At 46.4% G+C, this 21,461-nt stretch carries 24 protein-coding genes and 1 pseudogene; 4 read left to right on the top strand and 21 right to left on the bottom strand.

The window, feature by feature from the left end; genetic code table 11:
* Positions 1–6: 6 nt before the first annotated feature.
* From AOU00_RS20365 to AOU00_RS20290, 17 genes are all read right to left on the bottom strand, one after another.
* On the bottom strand, positions 7–417 hold the full coding sequence (locus AOU00_RS20365) for a phage tail fiber protein (protein WP_069291512.1): 411 nt from the start codon (positions 415–417) through the stop codon (positions 7–9).
* A gap of 12 nt (positions 418–429) precedes the next feature.
* Positions 430–996 (bottom strand): phage tail domain-containing protein, encoded by a 567-nt coding sequence (locus AOU00_RS20360; protein WP_081330739.1) that lies wholly within the window; start codon positions 994–996, stop codon positions 430–432.
* Complete coding sequence (locus tag AOU00_RS20355) at positions 993–5,444, bottom strand: phage tail tape measure protein (RefSeq protein WP_069291511.1); 4,452 nt, start codon at positions 5,442–5,444, stop codon at positions 993–995. Before AOU00_RS20355 ends, AOU00_RS20360 begins: the two co-directional genes overlap by 4 nt.
* 17 nt (positions 5,445–5,461) lie before the next feature.
* A complete protein-coding gene (locus AOU00_RS26705) occupies positions 5,462–5,629 on the bottom strand; it encodes a hypothetical protein (protein ID WP_172828306.1) in 168 nt (55 codons plus the stop codon).
* A gap of 13 nt (positions 5,630–5,642) precedes the next feature.
* Positions 5,643–6,032 (bottom strand): hypothetical protein, encoded by a 390-nt coding sequence (locus tag AOU00_RS20350; protein ID WP_069291510.1) that lies wholly within the window; start codon positions 6,030–6,032, stop codon positions 5,643–5,645.
* Positions 6,029–6,631, bottom strand: a complete 603-nt coding sequence (locus tag AOU00_RS20345; protein ID WP_069291509.1) for a major tail protein — start codon at positions 6,629–6,631, stop codon at positions 6,029–6,031. Before AOU00_RS20345 ends, AOU00_RS20350 begins: the two co-directional genes overlap by 4 nt.
* Before the next feature lie 4 nt (positions 6,632–6,635).
* On the bottom strand, positions 6,636–6,971 hold the full coding sequence (locus tag AOU00_RS20340; protein ID WP_069291508.1) for a hypothetical protein: 336 nt from the start codon (positions 6,969–6,971) through the stop codon (positions 6,636–6,638).
* The gene (locus AOU00_RS20335; RefSeq protein WP_069291507.1) at positions 6,971–7,357 is read right to left on the bottom strand and encodes an HK97 gp10 family phage protein; all 387 of its coding nucleotides are present in this window, start codon (positions 7,355–7,357) and stop codon (positions 6,971–6,973) included. Before AOU00_RS20335 ends, AOU00_RS20340 begins: the two co-directional genes overlap by 1 nt.
* Positions 7,350–7,661: a phage head closure protein gene (locus AOU00_RS20330; protein ID WP_069291506.1), complete on the bottom strand. Its 312-nt coding sequence runs from the start codon at positions 7,659–7,661 to the stop codon at positions 7,350–7,352. The genes AOU00_RS20335 and AOU00_RS20330 overlap by 8 nt, the downstream gene beginning before the upstream one ends.
* Positions 7,658–7,933, bottom strand: a complete 276-nt coding sequence (locus AOU00_RS20325; protein WP_069291505.1) for a hypothetical protein — start codon at positions 7,931–7,933, stop codon at positions 7,658–7,660. The genes AOU00_RS20330 and AOU00_RS20325 overlap by 4 nt, the downstream gene beginning before the upstream one ends.
* 1 nt (position 7,934) lies before the next feature.
* Positions 7,935–8,492, bottom strand: a complete 558-nt coding sequence (locus AOU00_RS27525) for a head fiber protein (protein ID WP_069291504.1) — start codon at positions 8,490–8,492, stop codon at positions 7,935–7,937.
* Positions 8,489–9,781, bottom strand: coding sequence for a phage major capsid protein (locus AOU00_RS20315; protein ID WP_237166215.1), 1,293 nt, complete (start codon positions 9,779–9,781; stop codon positions 8,489–8,491). The genes AOU00_RS27525 and AOU00_RS20315 overlap by 4 nt, the downstream gene beginning before the upstream one ends.
* Positions 9,782–9,801: 20 nt before the next feature.
* Entirely contained in the window at positions 9,802–10,374 is a 573-nt protein-coding gene (locus AOU00_RS20310; protein ID WP_069291502.1) for an HK97 family phage prohead protease, read from the bottom strand.
* Entirely contained in the window at positions 10,367–11,551 is a 1,185-nt protein-coding gene (locus AOU00_RS20305; RefSeq protein ID WP_237166214.1) for a phage portal protein, read from the bottom strand. Before AOU00_RS20305 ends, AOU00_RS20310 begins: the two co-directional genes overlap by 8 nt.
* 19 nt (positions 11,552–11,570) lie before the next feature.
* Positions 11,571–13,298 carry a terminase large subunit gene (locus tag AOU00_RS20300; RefSeq protein WP_069291500.1) on the bottom strand — a complete coding sequence of 576 codons (1,728 nt, stop codon included), beginning with the start codon at positions 13,296–13,298 and terminating at the stop codon, positions 11,571–11,573.
* The gene (locus AOU00_RS20295; protein WP_069291499.1) at positions 13,295–13,645 is read right to left on the bottom strand and encodes a P27 family phage terminase small subunit; all 351 of its coding nucleotides are present in this window, start codon (positions 13,643–13,645) and stop codon (positions 13,295–13,297) included. Before AOU00_RS20295 ends, AOU00_RS20300 begins: the two co-directional genes overlap by 4 nt.
* Before the next feature lie 163 nt (positions 13,646–13,808).
* Complete coding sequence (locus AOU00_RS20290) at positions 13,809–14,138, bottom strand: HNH endonuclease (protein ID WP_069291498.1); 330 nt, start codon at positions 14,136–14,138, stop codon at positions 13,809–13,811.
* 100 nt (positions 14,139–14,238) lie between these two features.
* Here AOU00_RS20290 and AOU00_RS20285 point away from each other — a divergent pair, with 100 nt between their 5' ends.
* The gene (locus tag AOU00_RS20285; RefSeq protein ID WP_019686665.1) at positions 14,239–14,454 is read left to right on the top strand and encodes a type II toxin-antitoxin system HicA family toxin; all 216 of its coding nucleotides are present in this window, start codon (positions 14,239–14,241) and stop codon (positions 14,452–14,454) included.
* A gap of 144 nt (positions 14,455–14,598) precedes the next feature.
* The gene (locus AOU00_RS20280) at positions 14,599–15,006 is read left to right on the top strand and encodes a type II toxin-antitoxin system HicB family antitoxin (RefSeq protein ID WP_069291497.1); all 408 of its coding nucleotides are present in this window, start codon (positions 14,599–14,601) and stop codon (positions 15,004–15,006) included.
* A gap of 73 nt (positions 15,007–15,079) precedes the next feature.
* Here AOU00_RS20280 and AOU00_RS20275 read toward each other — a convergent pair whose 3' ends face one another.
* Positions 15,080–15,337 (bottom strand): hypothetical protein, encoded by a 258-nt coding sequence (locus AOU00_RS20275; RefSeq protein WP_069291496.1) that lies wholly within the window; start codon positions 15,335–15,337, stop codon positions 15,080–15,082.
* Positions 15,338–15,602: 265 nt separating this feature from the next.
* Here AOU00_RS20275 and AOU00_RS20270 point away from each other — a divergent pair, with 265 nt between their 5' ends.
* On the top strand, positions 15,603–17,252 hold the full coding sequence (locus tag AOU00_RS20270) for a recombinase family protein (RefSeq protein WP_069291495.1): 1,650 nt from the start codon (positions 15,603–15,605) through the stop codon (positions 17,250–17,252).
* Positions 17,253–17,256: 4 nt separating this feature from the next.
* On the opposite strand, the pseudogene AOU00_RS20265 reads toward AOU00_RS20270, so the two are convergent.
* A pseudogene (locus AOU00_RS20265) lies at positions 17,257–18,120 on the bottom strand (protein prkA); the annotation flags it as partial.
* 283 nt (positions 18,121–18,403) lie between these two features.
* Here AOU00_RS20265 and AOU00_RS20260 point away from each other — a divergent pair.
* Positions 18,404–19,237, top strand: a complete 834-nt coding sequence (locus AOU00_RS20260; RefSeq protein WP_069291494.1) for a DUF2161 domain-containing phosphodiesterase — start codon at positions 18,404–18,406, stop codon at positions 19,235–19,237.
* Positions 19,238–19,256: 19 nt separating this feature from the next.
* On the opposite strand, the gene AOU00_RS20255 is transcribed toward AOU00_RS20260, so the two are convergent.
* Both AOU00_RS20255 and AOU00_RS20250 read right to left on the bottom strand, forming a co-directional pair.
* Positions 19,257–20,510, bottom strand: a complete 1,254-nt coding sequence (locus tag AOU00_RS20255; protein ID WP_061829165.1) for an aminotransferase-like domain-containing protein — start codon at positions 20,508–20,510, stop codon at positions 19,257–19,259.
* 50 nt (positions 20,511–20,560) lie between these two features.
* Entirely contained in the window at positions 20,561–21,217 is a 657-nt protein-coding gene (locus tag AOU00_RS20250; RefSeq protein WP_069291493.1) for a response regulator transcription factor, read from the bottom strand.
* Between the last annotated feature and the right edge of the window lie 244 nt (positions 21,218–21,461).

Here is a 21,461-nt window from a genome sequence, read left to right as displayed (position 1 = left end):
TCACACCTACCCTTCGTCTACTTTTATTTGCCCGGCCAGAAACCGAAGTGTGTCATTCGTCTGGACCGTGCGCGGTGTTTTGACTGCACCGTGATAGACAAGATTGCCCCCGGTTGCCGCTGTGCGAATGCCGATATGAGTTACCAAGCCCCAATCTGCTCCAGCTATAGGGAAAGAGACATCCCCCACGCTGGACGTAACAGCCCTACGATCCGCTATAACTGGTTCAGAGAACGTCACAGCACGGCGCGTATAGCCTCCGCCGCTTACCTCTTGCCCTGTATCTGCATCCGTAGGACTACTGGTGTATAGGGCAATGTAAAGCGTTTGAGGAGAAGCAAAGTTAACTCCACGCAAAGCCGCATTAATACAGGCTGTTTTCCACCAGTTCGACTTACTTAGTAATATGTCTGCCAATATAAAGACCTCCTATTCTACTTGATATTCATTAGCAATTCTGAAGCTACGCAAAGTGGTGGTGCCAATGTTAGTAAGTACGATATATGGATAAGCACGGATATTACCGCCCGAGTATATCTGTACATTCTCAGGTGATTTTGTGATTATGGTTTCATAGATACGCTCCTGCCCAGAGGCAAAAGGATCAAAGGCAATCAAAGGCAAGGAAAATTTTCCTACGCCCATAATTCGTTCTACGTCAAAACTACCTGCGTATTGAACCACAAACGCCTGTCCCGGACGCTCACGCTGCTTTAGCTCTAACTCTCTCGGCTTGCCGTAGCTGTCCACCAAATGTGCAGCTAAGGTCATGACACGCTGTTGCAGCTCCATATAATCTTTTGTGATAAAAGCACATTCATAGTTGAAGTTCCTGGCCTCATGATCGGCTCCATAATTCCACAACCCGTTACGCCCCGGAATAGATAACGTCCGGTCTACCGTATTTGGCAACCCTGGACGTTTGGACGTGCTCAGCACAATAAAGCCCAATTCTACATTGGACTTCCCACCAAGCCATATCATTTCATCAATCAACGTGTTCCACCTGCCCCGCGTGCGGCTCCCTGAGTCATCGCCATAAATTCATACGCTAACTCCCGAGCCAATGATTTAATATCTTCATCTCGACGAATGTTAATTGTAGCCCCATCAAACAAGCCTTCCATATTAATAGTAATTGTCCCGTTTGCTGCGGTGTCGCCTGCTGCTGGAGATACGGAAGGTTGAACAGCTACAGCCATTTCATGCGCCTGCTGCTTAACACTGGACATCATGCCTGCCATACCTTGTACAAGCCCCTGACCAGCCATTTCACCGATCCACGCCATTTCCCTTGAAGGAGAATGAATGTCTAACGCTTTTTGCATGGTAGTACGAACAGAATTGGCAATCTCCCGCGCTTTAGCTGTTACAGCCCCTTGCATGGAAGACAAACCATTCAACAACCCTTGCATGGCCTGCTTGCCAATGGTAGGCAGATCCGCTTTCATGGCATTAAACTGACCAACGGTACCGGACCGGATCGCTTTTACCTTCGCTTCAAAATCCTTTTTCAGCCCGTCCATTTCGGTGTTGGCCTTAGCGCGAAGCTGTTGAATCTGTAGGTCAGTGTCTTGCCGCATACCCTGCAACTCTTGCACCGCAATAGCTCGGCTTTCCGCCGACTTGGTACGCCACAACTCGGAATACTCAGCCAGTTGCGCATCAGTTAATTCATTCAACGCTGCAAGCTCAGGCGCTGCTTTCGGACCCATCTGCCGTAGTTCCTCCAGTAGCCCCTTATCAATTCCCCGTGCCGCCAGCGTTTCAATGCTGGAAGCCCATGTCGCAAGGTAGTCCACCTGCCCGCGCAGATTATCCAAGAGCTGTTGTCCGGTTGTCTCTGACTTCATGACGACAGCATCAAATAAGCCAGCAAAATCATTAATAGATTTCGCCCGCTGCTCTACGGCCTGCTCATATACCTGGTTAAGCCGTAATTCTTCAGCCGCCACATTTTCATTGATAGCCTTAGTCTTGGCTAAAAAGTCATCACCAGCTTGGTTCAACTGGTTATAAATCTCCAGCCTCACCTTTCCTGCTGCTTCCTCTGCTGCTTTCCGCTGCTCTGATCCAGCTTTATACCGGGCCTGTACCTTTTCCCAGGCTACAAGCTGCTGAGTCAACGAAAGCTGATTCGCTTGAGTCTGCTTATCTATCCACGCTTTAGAGTTGTCAAAAGACTGTTTTAGCGCCTGTTCCTGTTCCTTAGTTAAAGTCTTGTTTACCTTGGATATTTCTTCTGTTACTTTGCGGTATTGCGCTGAGGTTTTAGCATATTGCCCCTGCACACCTTGCAGAGCAGCGATGTACTGTGACGTATCCAGCGTACCGACTTTATATTTATGCTGTGCGCTGGCAAACGACTCTTTAAAAGCGTCATTCACCTTTTTCGCTGTATTTTTAGCGGATTTTTCAGCCGCCTTGGATTTATTATCAATCCCGTTCGCTAAACCCTGCGAGATGTATTCACCGTATTCTGTAGTTAATCGGGATGGTGAATGAATACCGAAAAATCTTTTTATTTGCTCAGCCATGCCCTCAGATATTTCCTTGGTCTTCTTCATAACAGCATCTTTCATATTTGCAATACCGTTGATTAAACCCTGGATAATATCCTTACCTATTTTAACCATCGTCTGGAATGCATTTTTGAACAAAGCTTTGATGCCGTTCCAGATTGTCGTAACAACTGACTTTGCATTTTCCCATGCTCCGGCCCAGTCACCTTTAAAAACAGCCAGCCATGTTTTGATAATGCCAGAGATAACCCCGATGACAGTTTCCACCACGATTTTGATGGTATTCCATGCACCCTCAAAGACCGTTTTGACCACTGCGAAAACGGTTTTGAATAGCGTTGTAATCGTGGCTCCCCATGTATCCCAAAAAGCTTTAATTTGTGTAAAGATGGTTTTTATCACTACAAAAATAGCCGTGAAGGTTGCACCAAAGATGGTATTCAGGATCGTGAAAATTCCTTTAAAGGCTTCAACGATGGTGCTGCCCCATTTATCCCAAAAGGCTTTAATCTCATTGAATATAAATTTAATTGCTTCAAAGATCGCTGAAAAAATAGTGCCATAGAGAAGCTTTAAGCCTTCCAGATACGCTTTGAAGAACGTGGTAATATCTTTGCCCCACTTATCCCAAAAAGCTTTAATACTATCAAACACAGACTTGACTACATCAGCAATAGCGTTAATAACAGTGTCAAATACAGACTTGACCAGATCCCACATACTTTGAAACAGTTCGGTAATTTGACCGCCCCATTGGTCCCAAAAATCTTTAATCGCTCCAAAGATAGCCATAGCCGCCGCCTTGATAGCCTCCCAAGCGGCATTAAGCCCATTACGCACCGTTTCATTGTTGTTGTATAGATAGGTCAGACCCGCCACTAAAGCGGTTATGGCTGCTATTGTAATGCCTATAGGTCCGGTCAGTGCAGCAACAACCGGACCAAAAGCGGCAAAGGCTCCAGATACCGCGCTAAAGGCTGTGATGATCGTACCTATAGAAGATATAATGGTGCCGAAGATTACAACCAGCGGGCCAATGGCTGCTAAAATACCCGCTATAGCAAGCACAACCATTTGCATAGATGGAGACATAGACGAAAACGCAGTCGCAAGGGTATCCACGGCCTGTGTGATCGGCGGCAGAGCTTTTTCGGCTAGGCTTACCAGTGTTTCGCCCAGTGGGGCCAGACTACTTTGTAAGTTACGGATTAAGATATTGAAGCGGTCACCTAAGTTATCTTTAAGTGCAGCTCCTGCTTTATCCGTTGATCCCTTAAAATTCCCTAGGTCAGTATTAACCGTAGCGAAAAAATCACGGAACTGTGGCCCCAAGTCCTCCAACGGTGTACCCATGAGGGCTACCGCTGTTTGTGCTTGTTTGGCTGGGTCCTTCACGCCCGCAATGGCTGTGACAACCGCACCAAAAGCCCTCTGCGCACCTTGCCCACCAGCGTTTATGTCATTCTCTACCTTCTTAAAATCCAGTCCTAAAGAGGTTAGGGCATCACGTGAGCTTTTACTTCCGTCTCCTACTCTCAGGAACGCTTCTTTAGCGCTGTCCCCAATTTTGTCCAGATTAAACGCGCCTTTTTCAGCGCCTGCAATCAGGATAGCGGTGAACTGTTCGGCACTGTAGCCTAAGCCTTTGAACTGTGGCGAATATTCCCGTAAGGTATCCAGCAATTCATCTGAGAAGTTACCCCCGCGCTGAAAACCTACAGTGATAAGGTCCATAGCATCCGATCCAGAAATTTTGAAGTTCTTCATCAGCACGGAAGCGGTACGGGTTGTTTCATTCACTTCTGCATCAAATGTTTCTTTCAAAATCATTGCTTTTTGGGTTAAGTCGGTCAGTGTTGAATCGTCCAAACCTCGGATATTTGTTTTAGTGGTAATAAGAGCTTGATTAACTTCACCAAGGCTTTCCCCGAATCCGTTCTTCCAGATACCCTGAGCTGCGACAGCCAGCTTTTCCGCTTCCTCTGCCGTGATCCCCAGGGAAGCTTCCATTTTCCCTGCTGCTGCGTCCAGATCCATCGCCGTTTTCCCAGCTACCGCACCGATAGCCACAAGCGGCGCAGTAACACCCGCCGTAAGTCCTACGCCGACACCTTTAATTTTATCGCCTGCCGCCTTGAACTTTTCCCCGACTTCCCCTATCTTGTTTCCTGCATCGCCTGCTTCATCGCTTAAATCGTCCAGTTCACCACGGGCTTCACGTAAGCCGTTTTCAAAACGTTGTAGTTCCTGTTCTGTACGGACCAGCTCACGTTGAAAAGCTCGATACTGTTCTTCCGATATATCCCCACGCTGAAACTGCTCTGTGACCTGCTGTTGAGCGCTGCGAAGCGTGTTCAGCTTATCGGATGTATTGGAAATGGCATCGGATAGAAGCTTTTGTTTTTGGGCTAAAAGTTCGGTGTTCCCAGGATCAAATTTCAAAAGCTGGTCCACTTGCCGCAGTTCTGTTTGTAGCTCTTTACTACGCTTGTTAACACCGTCCAATGATGCGTATAAATCCTTGGTGTCTCCATTAATGACAACGTTAATTGTCGGCACGTTCAAACTGTTCAGGCTGTTTTGCAGCCTTTTCAATTCCTGTTCAGTCTGGACAAGCTCTCTTTGAAAAGCACGGTACTGACCTTCTGTGATATCGCCACGCGCGAATTGGTCAGCTACTTGCTGCTGCGCTGCTTTTAGGGTTTGAAGCTTGTCTGAAGTATTGGAAATGGCATCTGTCAAAATCTTCTGCTTTTGAGCAAGCAATTCCGTGTTACCTGGGTCAAATTTAAGCAGCTTATCAATCTGTTTTAACTCACCTTGTAAATCCTTGCTTCGTTTATTCACATCTGATAAAGCAGCCGATAGCCCTTTTGTCTCTGCTCCGATTACGACATTAATACCCTTGATCGTTTCAGCCAAAATCTACACCTCCCCTCTTATCTGCCGTAGAACGCGTCTATATCATCCTGTGTCGCCTCTTTGGATTCCTCTTTGTTGTCGCTCCCCGTGAAGCTACGGGCTAAATCTATAAGTTCCTGACATCTCAGGTCATTAATCTCTGCAAAGCTCAGGCCGATCCGTTTACCAATAGCTAACAGGTCCATTTCAAGATGTGTGTTATTGGTTGGCTGGGACGCCGCCTTTGATCCCGCTGGACTTGGACTGCTGACGAAAAAAGCCTTCCGTGGCTTCCTCCAATGCCCCGACAAAGAATGTAGTATCCGAAAAATCCAGATCATCATCTAAAGCGGCAAGCCATGTCGAAAACCCGTCATATGGTTTTGGGTATTCGGCTGATTTAGCCATAGCCCAGACCATTTGCAAGTTGGCAAGAAAATCAATAGAGCTTGGATCAATTTCAACGTTTGGTCCTCCCCCCACATTACCGCCCACCATTTTCAACATATCGCCCAGCAAATCCGACTTAAATTCCTGCTTATAAAATAAAAGAGCCAAGGCACCCGCCTTGACTCGAATTTGTTGACTACCAATGGTTAAATCTCTCATGCTTCTGCTCCCCCTGTAGTTACATTTGTGAATTTAGGCGTATACACAGAATCAAAAAACGCGCTATAAGCAGCAGCATTTGTTTCATTTAGCTCCAGGTCACCTTTAACAACTGTGCGCCCACCAAGCTCAATCGGGGAAACTGTCAGGTTCAATACATCGGTTGCAACTTCGACGGATTCACCTTTCGTTTGGCGTTCCTTAGCCGGTCGGTCAGCTTGGCAATCGTAATAAACAAAGCGGCGGTTCTTCTGATCGCCCTGTACCTGTCCAAGCAGCGCAAACTTTTTAGGCGTTGCATCCGACACTTCCACCAACATTCCGTTTTCGTCAATGATCCACCCAAGCATTCTGGCCAGAATATCATCGGGAACCAGTGCTAATTCCAATTCACCTGTATAGCCATTGTTCGAAGTCGCTACGTAATACTTAGTATTATCGGCGTAAAACTCCGACTGTTCCCCCTGCGCCTCCGGTGTCCAGCGTACCGCACCTGGAATAGGGATAGGTGTACCCCAAGCGGGTTGCGTTGTACTGTCCTCATCGTAAAACGCGATATGCACCTTATTTAAACCAAATGTAACTTTGTTTTTATCCATTTCGTCACGCTCCTATAAGTTGAATTTCATATAAAATCTGATACAGTTTTTCATCATCCAGCCAGCTTTCTACCTTGCTATAGGGCAAGTTCAATTCCTTTAACTTGTCTTGGACTTTCTTTTCGGCTGCCAGATCCTTCTTAGCAGTGTACAACTCCACCTGATAGTTCCCAATATCTACATAATTTTGATTATCTGCTATCATGTCAGAATTGTACGCAAACTGATACGTTATGAACGGTGGAGGCGGGGCTGGTTTTTGCGCTGTCCCTGTGAAATGACTATAAGCAACTGGCATACCCAATGACTTAAGTTCAACAACCAAATCCGATTGTTCCATTACCTACCTCCGTTACGAATGATGCGCTTGATATCATCCGCAAGATGTGCCGCGTGGTGTTCATAAGCAGGCCGTAAGTGAGGATAAGCCCTTACCCGTCCACCTCCGCGCTTGGCGTGTCCAAACTCCAGCAAATGCACACGGCGGGAATGCTTTTTATTCCAGACCACCAGCCGTTTTAGTGTGCCTTTGCTTTGGTCCGATACTTTGAACCCCTTGGCGTACTTCCCGGTATGCTTAGGTGCGCTTGTCTCCGCTTCCTGTCGTACCTTTTCGGCTACTTCGTCCAAATGCTGGTCAATTCCCTTTTCCACATCATGGGTGTATTCCTGTACGGCGCGGGTGATTTCGGAAACAAGCTGATCAATCTCAATGTCACTAGCCATCTGCCGCCACCCTCTCACAAGTCAATTCCAATTCTTCAAATCCGGTTGCATAGGTACGAATCACCCTGTACAGTACGCCATCAAAACGGACAGACTGTTCATAGTTGTACTCATAGCCATGAATAACAAACACCATTTCAGGCCGTAGCCCTGCAACCGCTGCATTGTAAAACTCAGTACGTCCCACAGATTGGAGTTTACACAATACGACCGTCTCTACTGGATCGCCGGGAATCTGATTGCCTATATCGTCCTGTATAATTTCACCGGGCCTGATTAGCGTAAGCTCATAATCCCAACTCATGGTAACCTCCGGTTATGAAGAATTAGATTGTGTAATCTGAATTGGAGATGACGCGGCATAGCCCCGGATTCATCCCGGGACTGATACCGCCATGTAGCATAATCAGCACAAAAAAGAAGATGATTGAAGTTCTCTGCATCAAGCGCAAGCCCTTTTTCATCTTCCAATTCGGTAATGACTGATTTTGCAATAGCCTCCAGATAGGTGTCACGCACAGTTGTACGAATGCCCAGCCGTTCTTTTACAAGTTCGACAATAGCGATGGAGTCCATATTAACCCGCGCCTTCTAGAGCCGTTACGCGGGCCGCTAGAGCGTCATACTGGGCCTTTGTGACCTCGCCCGGATCGCCTTTATCGCCCTTGTCACCTTTTGCCCCGGCTGCGCCCGTTGCCCCAGTATCGCCTTTATCGCCCTTTGGTCCTGCTGGCCCGGTTGGTCCCGCTGGGCCTGTTGCTCCTTTGTCACCCTTTGGCCCTGGTTGCCCTGCGCCCCCTCCGGTAGTAGACCGAATCACGGAAGCCAATTCGCCAGCCTTAACCGCCTTAACGATGTATCCGAATCCAGTTGCTGACGCTACAACCACGCCACCCGCCCCGGCTGCCACCGTTGCACCTGCCGTGATATCCTCACCAGCTTCCACCAACCAGGATGGACTGTTGTTAATGGTCACGGTGATTTCCTCGTCCTTTTTCAGTCTCCCTGTGGAGCGGAAGTCTGGAGTACCGCCTGCTGTAGTTGCCGCCAGCGTGATACCTTCAGCTCCTACCGTTTTAGATAGGAGTCGGTTTGCTGCCACATCCTCAGTTACTACCGCTGTAAACTTGCTCATCCCTGAGCACCCCCCACTGTAATTTTGATAACAGCAAAATACTCTGTGTAAACTGGTTTACCATCGTATCTCCCCGTTCCCTTGAAAACAGTTTGATCCTGAATGAAACGGACTTCCTTCGAGCTTTCAATTTTGACGCCTGCACGTTCCGCCAAAAGGTACTTTTTGAAGTCACCCAGGATGATCGTGTCAGCAGGCGCATATTGTGACCAGACAATACGTGTGCCATCGGGCAACATTGGATTGGTGACAGTTTGGACAACCACTCTACCGTCCGCCGTTTTCACAAGAGTTTGCGGCACAATGTGCTTGTAATAAGTGGAACGGCGCATAACGGCAATAACTTCCTCAATCGGTGCGCCATCTTCTCCATCATCAATCAAAGCCATTTTGGTAACGATGCTTTCTATGGAACCGTCAACCTCAACGTTTCGGTCAGCCTCAGATGCCAAAGCTGTAACCACACCAAGCGGCTGTTTTGCTGTCGGGCCTGCACCGATCAAAATAGCCTTGTCCAAAGCTTTACCGATAGCCATCGCTAAACGACGTTCGACAAAATTCGCCAAATCAATCATGCTGTCCTCTAAAATGGCGTTGCACAGAGGAATAAAGCCGCCCACTTTAAAGCCATCCAGTTCGGTTTGTGTGAAGGCATCTGCCAGCTCTTGAACCGGGTCACACATTTCAACCCAAATTGCTTCAGGAATCGCACCGTCCAAAATAACACGTGCATCACCATTCAACGGAACGACTTCAACCTCTTTGTAAAGGCGGCTAAAATCACCAATGCGCGTGCGGATCATGTCAATAACAACGGTAGGAATCGTTGCATCTGCTCCAGTGAGTGCGCGATTTTCTTTCACAGCCGTAGCCAGTGCGGAATAAAAATCACGTACCTCCGGTTGGTTCAATCTTTCAAGTGTTTGCGCCCGTGTCTCGTATTTGTTGCCTCTCATTCTTGTTTCGCCTCCTGTTTGTGTATGGTTTCTTTCGGATGGTGCTGGAGTTGGTAAAGGGTTCGGGGTATTATCAGGCGCTTGGCTGTTGAGTTGTTCCAATTCGCCTTCAAGTGCTGCAATCTCGCCTTCCAATACGCCTTTCTGCTCAGTAATCCCCGTCTTCTCCTGCTCCAGCTCCGTAACACTTTCTTCTACAGCTGCAATTTCTTCGTCGGTGGCGGCTTCCTCAATTGCGGATTCCAACTCATCGGATCTCGTTTGCAAGCTGCGTTCTTGCCCCAGTAGTTCTTCAAGAGCAGCCTTACGCTGCTGAATCTTTTTTGCCAGCATAATTTGTCTAAGTGCCATTATTATTTCAGCCTCGCTTTCAATTGGTGTTTTCGTTGCTGGAGCTGTCGCTCCCGGTGCTGCTCAACCTCAGATTTTCGCGCTTGTACTCCCGTATCTGAATAAGCGGGGAAGGTGCAAACGGAAACTTCGTGAAGGTCAACTTCTCGAATGGTCCATTTAACAGTTCCATCGTCTCGCCAATCCGTGTCCTCTTTCAAAATGTTGAAGCCAAAGGAACACTGGTCCACGTCTCCGCGCTTGACGCGCTCGTACATGTTCACTGCGTCACTATCGTTCGGATTCACCTTCACACGCCCCCACAGGCCATGAGAATCGGCTTTAAGCTCCAGTGTGCCAGATTTATTCCTACCAAGTACCAGCGTTGTGTCATGGTTAATGAGCGCCCGTACATCGTTCCCCAGCGTGGTATTAAAAGCTTCAGGGGCCAATTCTTCAAATGCTCCGGGCCACAGCTCCGTTTGACGATTGAACACAGCAAAATAGCCTTCAATGAACATGTCCTGTCCATCCTGTTCAGATCGGGTCTTTAACTCCGTGTGCAGGCTGCGTACAACCTTCTGGCTTCTATCCATCATCCTCACCTCCCCCCTGGTTTAACTTTTTCTGATCACCAATCATTCCAGCAGGGATATAATTTTCTAAAATGATGCGTTCGTTCAATCCTTCAAGCGGCGATAAACCGATCCAGTCCCGGACCTCGTTCCCCAGCATGAGGCTGCGAACAAAAAGATTACTTCCGACATCTGCCAGCTCTTTGAGGTCATAAGCGTAAAGGCTACGGGGATTAAACTTGAAATATAAATCCGGGCTGTAAAGCAGCTTGCGGGTCAATTCTTGGACAAGTCCGGTAGCCATCGGCAGAATCGTCGTATTGATGAAGCTGTTATATTCATCCTTCCGGAAGTCACCCACGCCAACAAAAAAAGCCGGCACTCCGAAGATGCCCGCCACTGTCCGTTTATCCAGTTGTACCGAATCGTTTATTGCCAAATCGTTCAGGCTCAGGGGCTTGACCTGCTCCACGTCAATCATTTCTGCTGGAATGATCCATGGTTGCCCTGCCTCAGACCGTTTCAAGTACATATCAAATACCTTTTCACGGCCCTCCTCGCTGCTCAGTTCCGCCGTATTCGCGTCAACCTTAATAATGAGTGAGGGCATATACTTACCGGACATAAACCCCTTCTTGGTCGCCGTAGCCTGCTTGAGATTATGAATAATATCCTTGAGTACAGTCCGGTACCCCTGCCCTTTCCACGGCCGTTCAGGATCGGGGTTTATGATAAAGTGAAGTACCTCATCATGCTGATAGGTATTTCCTTTATACAAAATTTGATATGCGTCCAATGTCTCCATAAAGCTGACGCTGGACGGTTTGAGTGGGATTAAATCGACTATCAAACCATTTGATATTTTGGGATATACTACACTATTCCCCTCGCCCGAAAGCAATAGGTTTTGAACGATGTTGTATATCCATGCCTTACGCGTCATGAGGCTGTAAGGATTAACGTCCAGCTTGCGAGAAAGCTCATTCTTAACGCGAATATCCCCGTCACTCGTGTTCTGCATCAGGTGAATTGTCATGCTGCTGATCAAGTCAGCAATCTTATGAACAGCCATCTTCACTTCAGGATTATCGGACAGCCTTGTATAACCAGGTACACACAATGTGTCGTACGCGTCTTGTGTCAGGAAATAACCAATACTGTTTTCCGGTGCAGCCCGTGTGTCACGTTTCTTACGCATCCAATCTCTAAGCCCCAAATCACCCACCTCCATTAAGCCATTTTGCCGCGCTTGTGGACTTCTCCATATTTTCAAGCTTCCTTACACATGCAAAAACAGACGCATCGAATATATCTATGCGCTGCTGAGGGTTCACCTTTTCGTATTGAATCATGTCATCCGTCTTTTCTATGGCGCTAACGTTCTGCACACAATATTCATATGCCTGCGAATGAAGGTAATAAAATTTTCCTTCCTTCGTTTTTTGTTCAATACGTCTGAACCCCTGAGATTTACGCCAGAAATATTGAGGCTCGTCAATCATGGAAAAACCAGACCGCTTCATGTTCAAATAAAACTCTCGACTGAATTTCCGGTCAAAACCCACCTGTTTAATCTTGAAGCCCATCTTCTTCATTTTGACAAACCAGTTCACAATATCTGCGTAATTGACTACAGGACTATTGCACATATCCAGCCAGCCATCTTCCTTCCAGCCGAATAGCGGAATGTTGTCTTCCTCCGCTTTCTTGGCTGCGGCTACCACAGGGAACCAAGCATGTGAAACCACAATATCTATTTCCCCATAGCTACCATACAGTGCCGATGCTGTCAGGTCATGCAGCTTAGACAAATCAGCCCCGCCATACCAGTCAATAGGAAGCTTCGCCAATTCCTCAAGTGTCCATTTATATTTACGGTCAGACGCTTTAAATTCGTCCAAATTGAAGTAAGCCCGCATTGCGGCGGTGTACACGTTCAATGACTTGGAAAAGAAGTCTTTACGTTGCTGTGGATCATTTTGGGCTTGCAGAGCATCATTAAGGATGTCGTCTGGACGAATGGTTATGCCATAATTCGGATTCGCTTTTTCATGTTGCACCGGGTCAGTGTAATCAACCTCACCTGTATCCGGGTCTTCGTCCGCCTTAGCAATAAACACAAAATATGTCTCATCCTGTACCGTCTGATCCAGTATCTTTTTGCAAAGCTGCAAACGCTGATAACAGAAGGTTGTCATGTTATCGCCAGCAGTGGTAATACCGATCATTAACTTGTTGGAATACGGCTTCATGGCTTCTTTGATGATGTTATATTGCTTCGGCTTGGTGTAAGCGTGTAGCTCGTCAGCAATGGCGATATTACAAATTAAAGAATCCTGCTTATCCGGGTTAGCGGCTAATGCCTTAATGTACAGAGTACCATCGCCTAAATCGCCGCTTATGCTATGCTCTTGGTTATTGTCCAGAACGCGGAAATTTTCTTTTTCGCCCATTTTGTCTAGGTTGTAATTGATAAAATTGAAACTTTGTAACGACTGCTCAAGCGCAGCGCCGACAATGTAAATCTTTGAACCGGAACGTCGATTCAGTAATGCCAGTGCCCAAGACAATGCAGCCACAAACCGCGTCTTTCCGTTTTTACGAGGAATGAAAATAAAGGCTTCTTTGTACCTTCGCAGGATGCTGCCCCTATGATAGAACCCCAGCAGATTGTAAATGATAAACTTTTGCCACGGTTCTAATAAAAAAGGCTCCCCACTTAATGGAGTGCCGTCTAATCGTTCCCCCACATCATGAACGAACGTTTTTTCTATGATCCCAATGACAAATTCAGCGTCTTTAGGGTCAAATGTGTATTCCGGGTTTTCCAGATCGCGCATGAATCGTTCACAGCCCTGGACAATCTCTTTCCCCGCAATCTTTCTACCCTCAATGATACTGTTGGCATACTCCATAACCAAATCATAATTCTTAAATTTGTTCATGAAAGCTCACTTAATGCAGCCGCAAGAGCGGATTTCCCTTTCGTTTCAACCGTCACAGTCTCAAGGGACTTCGGATTCAGACAGAGGCGGTCGGAGTATGCCAAAATGTCCTTACGCAACGTTTCAAGAGATGCAAGAATTGGGCTTTTTTTTGCGCCTCCCTGATCGGTACTTACCTCATACTGGTAACCACCTTCTTCGAACTCTTTGGTCAGCGTGTTGTACTGAAAAACCAGTTCCGCGTAAATGTCAATTATCCTATTGTACTGCGGTTTATGAATACCAAGTGCTTTCATATCCGCCACAGTTGCCCGCTTGATCGTCTCCTTTGTTGGTGACTTCGCCACATGCCTTCACCTCCCATTTACTGTATATTTTTAGGCCGAAAAAAGTTTTTGGGACCCCGCTCTATTGGAAAAGGCTCCCCTGCCCGGTCCCCAGATAAAATTTTTTTAAAAATAAAAAGGGGGGGCTTTCTAAAAAATATTTTTTCAAAAAATAATTTCAAATTTATTCGCTCAGTTCGCTTAGAGAAAATTCATTTCCTTGCTCTCTATCGAAGTGTTCCCTTACCCTTGCCTGCCATGCTTTGCCCAACTCTGTAAGCTCATGCGATTGCCTATCATGCATCGCGTTATGTTGCTTGTCCGATAGTGATACTAAGTTCCAATCCTTTAGCGCAAGCTCTGGATAATGCTCCAGCGGATAGATGTGATGTACCGTGACAGCCGATTCAGATTTTCCAAACCTTTTGCTTTCTTGGCACATGTATTTATCACGCCGCAGGATAGCAGCGCGCTTTCGCTTCCAACGTTTTGATTTATAGAATGGGTTGGTCATGCTTCTATCTCCTTCAAATTAATACGCATAATAATGCGCATAATGTATTGACGCGCATGATAACACGTGTTATAATAAGAGTATAGAAAGGAGGTAAGCGATGCCGAAACAAATAACAGTAAGAGAGTTAGTCAAACGGTTGAGAAGAGAAGGGTTTAGGCCTTCACCTTCACACACTGGCGGCGGTAGTCATAAGCGGTGGAAACATAAAGATGATCCAACACGCTATGCGGATATCAGTTTCCACAATGAAGGAGCCACCATTCCGATTGGTACACTCAAGAGCATCGAGAAGACAACAGGGGTTATCTTTTAACCCCTGCGCTTCTCCCTAAACGCTTACCTCCAGTAAGGCTCATAAGCAGGTGAATTTTTCACCCCAATTATTGAACCATATGGTTCAAAAAAATTTAGTCTTTAATTGAGACATATGTCTCAAAAACAAAAGGAGTGAGATAAATTGAAAAACACCTATGTTTATCCTGCTGTCATTGAAAAAGCAGATGATGGTATAGGACTGTACTTCCCGGATATTCCCGGAACGGCCGTTCTTGCCCCTGATATTCCAACGGCTGTTGTTGATGCTAAAAACATGTTAGTTGATCGTATACTAGAGCTTGAAGATAATAATATGGCAATTCCATCACCGTCTGATCCGGCCAGCATTGAGTTAAACGATGCCAGTGACCGGATTGTATACGTTGAAGTTTTCTTGCCTCCTTACCGGGATGCAGCAATGAATAAATCTGTGACCATCAATTGCACTGCACCTCAATGGCTACGTGATGCCGGGAAGGATGCAGGCTTAAACTTTTCTCAATTACTTCAGACTTCTGTAAAAGATGCTTTGGGTATTAAGCAAAAGTAACTAAAGAGTGAAATAAAATGAATTAAGGCGTCCATTGCGGGCGCCTTTTTCTGCATCCCATCCTGGGAAGTTATCACAATAGCTCTGCTGCAAGCTGCTTGAGCACTGGCGGCGTGGCAATAAGCTTACCGTCCGATTTGTTGCCGTTGATATAGGCTTTATCCTCGTAGGCATAGTAAACAACGCCTTGGCTCTCAATCACCGGAAATCCGCTTTCGTCGTCCGTCAGGGATGTTTGTACGTGCTTGCCGTGTTGAGCTGCATGTTCTTCATCATGCAAATGCAAGATACCGTCAGAGCTGAGAAATGCGAAACGTGGTTTTACAGACATACTATTTTCCTCCTTGTTTTGGCATAGCAAAAAGGAGAACGAATTTTCGTTCCCCTCATGCTTGCTTATGGATTGGTGAAGCTAAGGAAAAGTTTCCTATTCACCAAGTCTCAATGTTATAAATATATCAGATCAAAAATCAAAAGTGTGATAACTATCTTCTATCATTTTTCTATTATTATTCTAAAGTTTTCGTTCTTTTGTTTATTTGGTTGGGATATAATACATTACACATACCAAAATAAAAACCAAAGGATGTTTGTACATGGCTCCTGTAAGCTCAGATTTTTTATTAAGTCTAGGAATTGAAAGCATCATAAACTATCTACGTAAATCTCGTGCCGATGAAGAACATGAGAGGAGAACTGGCGAGGACGTTCTAAAAGCCCAAAAAGAATTAATGGATAGAGTTCTTGAACCCTTGGGGATTCCGTATGACCAGCGTCCCGAAGTTGGTTCCGGCGACAAAATATCAACACGACCAGTTTTTCAAGGTGTCATAGATGATCTTCGCATAAAAAAATATCAGGCTATTGCAGTTAAAGAGATTTCGCGCATGGGCCGTGGCTCTTATACTGATATGGGTGTTATCTATGATTTGATAGTTGAAAACAGAATCTTTATTCTTACCCCTTACAAATTATATGATCCTCGTAACCCTTCCGATCTGCGGCAAATACGTTTTGAATTGTTCATGTCGCGTGAAGAATTTGAGACGACAAGAGAAAGACTTTTTGGGGGCCGGGTGAATAATGCGATAGCAGGCCGCTGGGTTGCTGGCCCTGCTCCTTTTGGGTTCGATTACAACAAGGACACAAAAAAGCTCACCATAAATGAAAATGAAGCTAGTATTGTACGTATGATATTTGATTATTATGTAAATGGTGTGCCTCAACCTGACGGAACAAGACGTGATGTTAGTTTCCGGGCTTTGGCTACATATATCAGCAAAAAGACATTGATACGGACACCAAAAGGAAAAAAAGAGTGGCATCCACATCAACTACAACAGTTAATAAGTAGCGAACGTTATAAAGGTACTATGAGATTTCGCACTACTCAGAGAGTGAATGGAAAAGTTGTTAAGCGCCCGGAAGAAGAACATATTATTGTGCCGGATGCATTCCCAGCAATCATTGACCCTATCACTTGGGAAAAAGCTCAGGGGAAATTGCTTGACTCTGCTCATAAACCGCGTAACAAGATGGATTTTTCCCCTTGTGAACTTGCTGGCCTATGTGTGTGTCGTAAATGCGGCCGGAGAATGGTTCGGCAATATAGCGTTCAAAACTATAAAACAAAATCTGGAGCTGTGAGTAAATATCATAAAGAATTTTTATGGTGTACTTCTGCTGGATGCACATTTATAAAATACAGGTCTGTGGAAGAAGACTTATTAGAAGTTTTGCGGCACTTTTCAAATTTAGATAAGGACATCTTACAGGAACAGCTTAATTTAATTATTGCCGTAGAACAAAAGGACAACCGCCAAGAAGACATATCTGCATACATTGAGCAGCGGAGTAAAGAACTGAAAAATCGCATGAGATTCATATACGAAAAATATGAAACTGGTAAGTATACGGATGAAATGTTTGACGAAAGAAAAGCGGAGATTGATTCGGAGTTGCAGGAGCTGGCCATTTTAGAAGAAGAAGCAAACAGACAACTTCCAGAGAAGAAGAATGAAATTGATATTGATGTGGTAAAAAATAATCTAACATCTGTTCTTGAGGCGTACCAAGCAGCAGAAGATAAATCGGATCGTAATAAAATACTGAGAAGTGTCTTTGATCGTGTTATTGTGGAATTAACGGAACGAGGTCGGGGCCGTATTCCGGCTAAATATGTATTGTACCCAGTTTTAAGGCCAGGTTTGGTTGCGCGTGATTTCTTTAGTCTTATGAGTAAATAACCTATTCATCTGCACTGATGAGCGCAAACCGCCCAGCCTTAAAATTTCCCTCTTGGGTCAGAGAAAGCAAATTCCACAAAAACTTCTCATCGCATTTCAGCATTTCCTGAAACTCCATCAGTCCACGATTCGCTTTGTTCAATTCTCCGTCAAACCGATACGCACGCGGATCGGATTCCGAACCATACTCTGTAATCGTGGAAAAGTCGATGCTGCCCGTCAAATCAGCAATATCCTGTGACTTCGGATCAGAAGGGCTGAACGTACCAATACCAATCCGGTTTTCTTCCGATATAAATACCCGCTCCACGCGGACCTTTTCAATATCACCATCAAATTCCGTGCGCAATCTCATCTGGCAGGATGGGCAGAGATTACCTTCAATCCGTACACCCAGCTCCTTTTCAAAATCGGGACGCAGCTCATGGGGAATCAGATGCAGCGGGTCCTCGTGCATGGGGCAGCCTTCAATCGCGTATACGGCTCCCTGATCCGTTCTTGAAAATTTCTCCAGACCACGTTTTAGCAACGTGACCAGTGTCGATTTCCCCCCACTAACGGGTCCCATCAAAAGAAGGATACGCTTGCGAACATCGAGCCGCCTGGCTGAGGAATGGAAATATTCCTCCACCAATTTTTCCAGCGCTCGATCCAGTCCAAAGATCTCCTGCTCAAAAAATTTGTATCGCTTATGTCCCCCAACCTCTTCTACACCAAAAGATTCAATCATCTTGTAAACCCGTGCATGAGCTGTCATCGCCGGCGTCGGGTCTTTCTTGAGTATCTCAATATACTCTCTAAAAGTGCCGCTCCAGGCCAGACGGTTGTTTTCCGCCCGGTACTCCGCAACGCGTTCAAAAATATTCATGCTCGGTTCCTCCCATGACTGCGTAATGACTATCCTCCACTCCTGATGATTATGGCTACACTCGTCACGCCTTTCAGGATATGATGCAATCCCCTTAAAAAAAGTGTAATACATACCTATGCAGATTGATTTCAGAATTGACCTATTTTTTGTGACAGGTCTCTCTGCTTTTTCAAAAAAACCAAGGGATACACTGTGCTAAAATATACAACAACAACGCGGACCTGACGCATTATGGTACAATATAAGCTCGGAATAATGGGATAAAGGAGCGGAAGAAGTCATGGCGGTTCGGCATGAGACGGAGCTGTACGCTCCGGTGAAAGCCTTTTTTGAGAACTTGGGATATGAAGTCAAAGGAGAGGTGCGCAACTGCGATTTGGTGGGTATCAAGCCAGGGCAACAGACACCATTGATTGTGGAGATCAAAAAGACGTTTAACCTGGCGCTTGTGCTGCAAGGCATGCAGCGTTTGAAACTAAGCAGCAATGTATATGTAGCTGTAGAACGAAATCGTGCCAAAAAAGGGGCCGTGAATCAACGCTGGAACGAGCTGGTCGGACTGTGCCGCCAGTTGGGACTTGGCTTGCTCACTGTCACCCATTTCAAAACGAAGCCGCCGCTCGTTGAGGTACTGTGTAAGCCTGCGGCGCATAGCGACAATGTCCACAATGCAGCAACGGTACGCCACGGCTCGCGCAAGGAAAAGCTGCTGCGGGAATTTCACGCACGCAGCGGTGACCACAATACCGGCGGCAGCACCCGACGCAAGCTGGTCACTGCCTACCGGGAAAAAGCGCTGCGCGTAGCCGCAGCCTTGCAGGGCTTAGGGGAAGCTGCCCCGGCGCAGCTCGCTCGCATAGCAGCCGTCAGCACAGCTGCTGCCGTACTTCAGCACAACTACTACGGCTGGTTTGAGCGCGTATCCCGTGGCCGCTATCGACTGACTCCGTTTGGCGAAGCTGCCCTGAACGAGTATGCGGCAGTACTGCAAGAGCATGGCATTAAAACGGCCGCTGAAATAGATGCAGAGCTTGACGAGGACAGTGGACAGCTCCAGATTGCGGAAGCGCCAATCACTTACTCCACCGTTGTTGTGGAAGCGGAGGATGACTGACATGGGGCGATGGTTTTCGCTAGCTCCGCGCAGTAAATTCGCTAATCGTCTCACCGATCAGATTCATGCCCATAAGCAATTGCTCACGGCCCGGATGGCTAAAATTAAGGCGAATATGGGACGCGCCTTCACTGCCAACCGCACATAGCGCACCTGGCATAAAGGCTACACCTTTGGGTAACGCCGCCTTTAGCAGCAATGCGCTGTCCAGCCCATCGGGCAACTGCACCCATACATACATGCCACCGGACGGAATATGATACGTCACGTCTTTCCAAAACGGGCGCTTGAGCAGCTCCAAGATTAATTGAAGTCGAGTCGAATATTCCTTGTTCAGCATCGCTAAGTGCTCGTGCCATTGAAAACGCGAGCTGGTCAGCAATTGGAACAGCAGCCGTTGGTTCATCGTACTGGATTGCATATCGGCCAGCTGCTTCAAGGCGTACATCCCTTCAATCAGCGGCGCAGGACCAGCAGCCCAACCCGTTCTGAGCGCAGGAGCAACTGTTTTATTGAACGAACCGATATAGAGCACTTGGCCGCCCTGACCCGCATGATCCAGCGCAAATAGGGAGGGGTAAGTCTCTGCAAATTTTCGACTCTGACCATGTGGACTCTTGTCATGGAACTCATTTTTTTGCTTCAAATGCAATTCACCATAAGAATCATCCTCAACTACTAGCACCTCATGATGCCTGCACAGGTCCAAAATTTCCTGCCGTCTAGCCGCACTCCATAAGGAGCCCGTCGGATTCGTAAACGTCGGCGTGGCAAAAAAAAGCTTGGGTCGATAACGGATCATTAAAGCTTCAAGCTTATCAGGAATGACACCTTCCCCATCTGATTCTACAGGAACGATCTGAGCACCCTGCATAGATAGCACTTGTAAACATCCAGGAGACGTAGGGTTTTCGACCAATACCGGATCACGCTCATCCACCATCAGCCTTATGATCAGGTCAATGGCCTGCTGACTGCCTGTCGTGAGGAGGATTTGACCTGGTGGTACTCTTACTCCTTTACGCTGTTCCCACTCTCCCGCAAGCCATGCTCGCAAAGGGAAATAGCCCTCCGGTTCACCATACTGGAGGGCGTCAGGGCCGGAGCCAAACACATCATGGGCCGCTTCTTCCAGCAGCTTCACCGGAAACAGCTCTTGTGCAGGTAGTTCTTCAGCCAGAGATATAAAGGAGTGTCTTCTCGCATTTTCCCGGATATGACGCACTGGAGAAGCCAACATCGCAGCCGTTCGTGAAGCAAAGGAATATTGCATGAACATCCTCCTTCTCCTGAAAAATAGGTCATGATCTCCGGGCTGACGCATCAGGCATATAGCTGCTTCATCTGACGCGCATATAAGGCATAACGTTCAATCGCCTGCGCCCGGCTGGACACGCCTAATTTCGCATAAATTTTACGTAGATAATTATCAATGGAGCGCCGGCTAACTTCGATCTCGATAGCAATTTTGTCATATGTAATTCCTTGTACAATACGTTCCATAATAAACACTTCGGTTTGTGTCAATTCGTCAAAAGGCTCGGATGCCATTAACGGCATAAAGGGCCAGTTTCCATACCGAATCCAATCCATTGGTAAAGAAGCAAATCCTTCGCGCAAACCATTGATCAGATGGATTAACTGGCTCGGTGATGCCTGTTTGGATAACATTCCATTTGCTCCGAGCGAAATTAGCTGCTGAAACAACGTAATATTATCCTCATCCGTCATAATAACAATATGGCTGTCCGGAGACAAGGCCCGCATTTGTGTCAAAAATGGTTCCGCCGTTCCCTCAGGCAACCTGTAGTCCATTAAAATGATTTCCGGTCGAATGGAGCAAGCCAGCTCCAAGCCTTCCGTTCCGGAGGAAGACATCCCTCTGACAAGCAAATCCTGCTGGTCTTCCAAAATAAGCTTTGTTCCCAGCATACTTGTAGGATGGATATCTATGATGACCACCTGCCATACTTTTCTCATATCTAAACCTCCTGAGTTTACAAAAAAATACATAGTTAGTAGCGAAAATAATTCTAAAATTAGGGATTGCATATGTAGAAATTGCGCGAATGTGAACGTATAGGAAGCGAAAAACGTTTAAGGAAATTGTATCCTAGGACTTCCTTCCGATGCAATCTCTTTTTCCAATATTTTTATACGACTATTTCGCTTTTGCGAAATAAATAGGCCCATGATAGAATTGGTACTGCAAATAAAGGACTGG

It is taken from the genome of Paenibacillus polymyxa, from assembly GCF_001719045.1.
Lineage (GTDB): Bacteria > Bacillota > Bacilli > Paenibacillales > Paenibacillaceae > Paenibacillus > Paenibacillus polymyxa_B.
The sequence above is the reverse complement of the archived record's forward strand: the minus strand, read 5'-3'. Positions and strand labels throughout refer to the sequence as shown.

What these genes read in the sequence shown, in the direction of transcription:
- AOU00_RS27525 (WP_069291504.1), bottom strand. Translation starts at nt 8,492, where the DNA reads ATGAGCAAGTTTACAGCGGTAGTAACTGAGGATGTGGCAGCAAACCGA.
- AOU00_RS20310 (WP_069291502.1), bottom strand. Translation starts at nt 10,374, where the DNA reads ATGGATAGAAGCCAGAAGGTTGTACGCAGCCTGCACACGGAGTTAAAG.
- AOU00_RS20275 (WP_069291496.1), bottom strand. Translation starts at nt 15,337, where the DNA reads ATGTCTGTAAAACCACGTTTCGCATTTCTCAGCTCTGACGGTATCTTG.
- AOU00_RS20270 (WP_069291495.1), top strand. Translation starts at nt 15,603, where the DNA reads ATGGCTCCTGTAAGCTCAGATTTTTTATTAAGTCTAGGAATTGAAAGC.
- AOU00_RS20255 (WP_061829165.1), bottom strand. Translation starts at nt 20,510, where the DNA reads ATGCAATATTCCTTTGCTTCACGAACGGCTGCGATGTTGGCTTCTCCA.
- AOU00_RS20325 (WP_069291505.1), bottom strand. Translation starts at nt 7,933, where the DNA reads ATGGACTCCATCGCTATTGTCGAACTTGTAAAAGAACGGCTGGGCATT.
- AOU00_RS26705 (WP_172828306.1), bottom strand. Translation starts at nt 5,629, where the DNA reads ATGGACCTGTTAGCTATTGGTAAACGGATCGGCCTGAGCTTTGCAGAG.
- AOU00_RS20305 (WP_237166214.1), bottom strand. Translation starts at nt 11,551, where the DNA reads ATGCGTAAGAAACGTGACACACGGGCTGCACCGGAAAACAGTATTGGT.
- AOU00_RS20285 (WP_019686665.1), top strand. Translation starts at nt 14,239, where the DNA reads ATGCCGAAACAAATAACAGTAAGAGAGTTAGTCAAACGGTTGAGAAGA.
- AOU00_RS20350 (WP_069291510.1), bottom strand. Translation starts at nt 6,032, where the DNA reads ATGAGAGATTTAACCATTGGTAGTCAACAAATTCGAGTCAAGGCGGGT.
- AOU00_RS20260 (WP_069291494.1), top strand. Translation starts at nt 18,404, where the DNA reads ATGGCGGTTCGGCATGAGACGGAGCTGTACGCTCCGGTGAAAGCCTTT.
- AOU00_RS20250 (WP_069291493.1), bottom strand. Translation starts at nt 21,217, where the DNA reads ATGAGAAAAGTATGGCAGGTGGTCATCATAGATATCCATCCTACAAGT.
- AOU00_RS20315 (WP_237166215.1), bottom strand. Translation starts at nt 9,781, where the DNA reads ATGCTGGCAAAAAAGATTCAGCAGCGTAAGGCTGCTCTTGAAGAACTA.
- AOU00_RS20300 (WP_069291500.1), bottom strand. Translation starts at nt 13,298, where the DNA reads ATGAACAAATTTAAGAATTATGATTTGGTTATGGAGTATGCCAACAGT.
- AOU00_RS20330 (WP_069291506.1), bottom strand. Translation starts at nt 7,661, where the DNA reads ATGAGTTGGGATTATGAGCTTACGCTAATCAGGCCCGGTGAAATTATA.
- AOU00_RS20335 (WP_069291507.1), bottom strand. Translation starts at nt 7,357, where the DNA reads ATGGCTAGTGACATTGAGATTGATCAGCTTGTTTCCGAAATCACCCGC.
- AOU00_RS20340 (WP_069291508.1), bottom strand. Translation starts at nt 6,971, where the DNA reads ATGGAACAATCGGATTTGGTTGTTGAACTTAAGTCATTGGGTATGCCA.
- AOU00_RS20290 (WP_069291498.1), bottom strand. Translation starts at nt 14,138, where the DNA reads ATGACCAACCCATTCTATAAATCAAAACGTTGGAAGCGAAAGCGCGCT.
- AOU00_RS20345 (WP_069291509.1), bottom strand. Translation starts at nt 6,631, where the DNA reads ATGGATAAAAACAAAGTTACATTTGGTTTAAATAAGGTGCATATCGCG.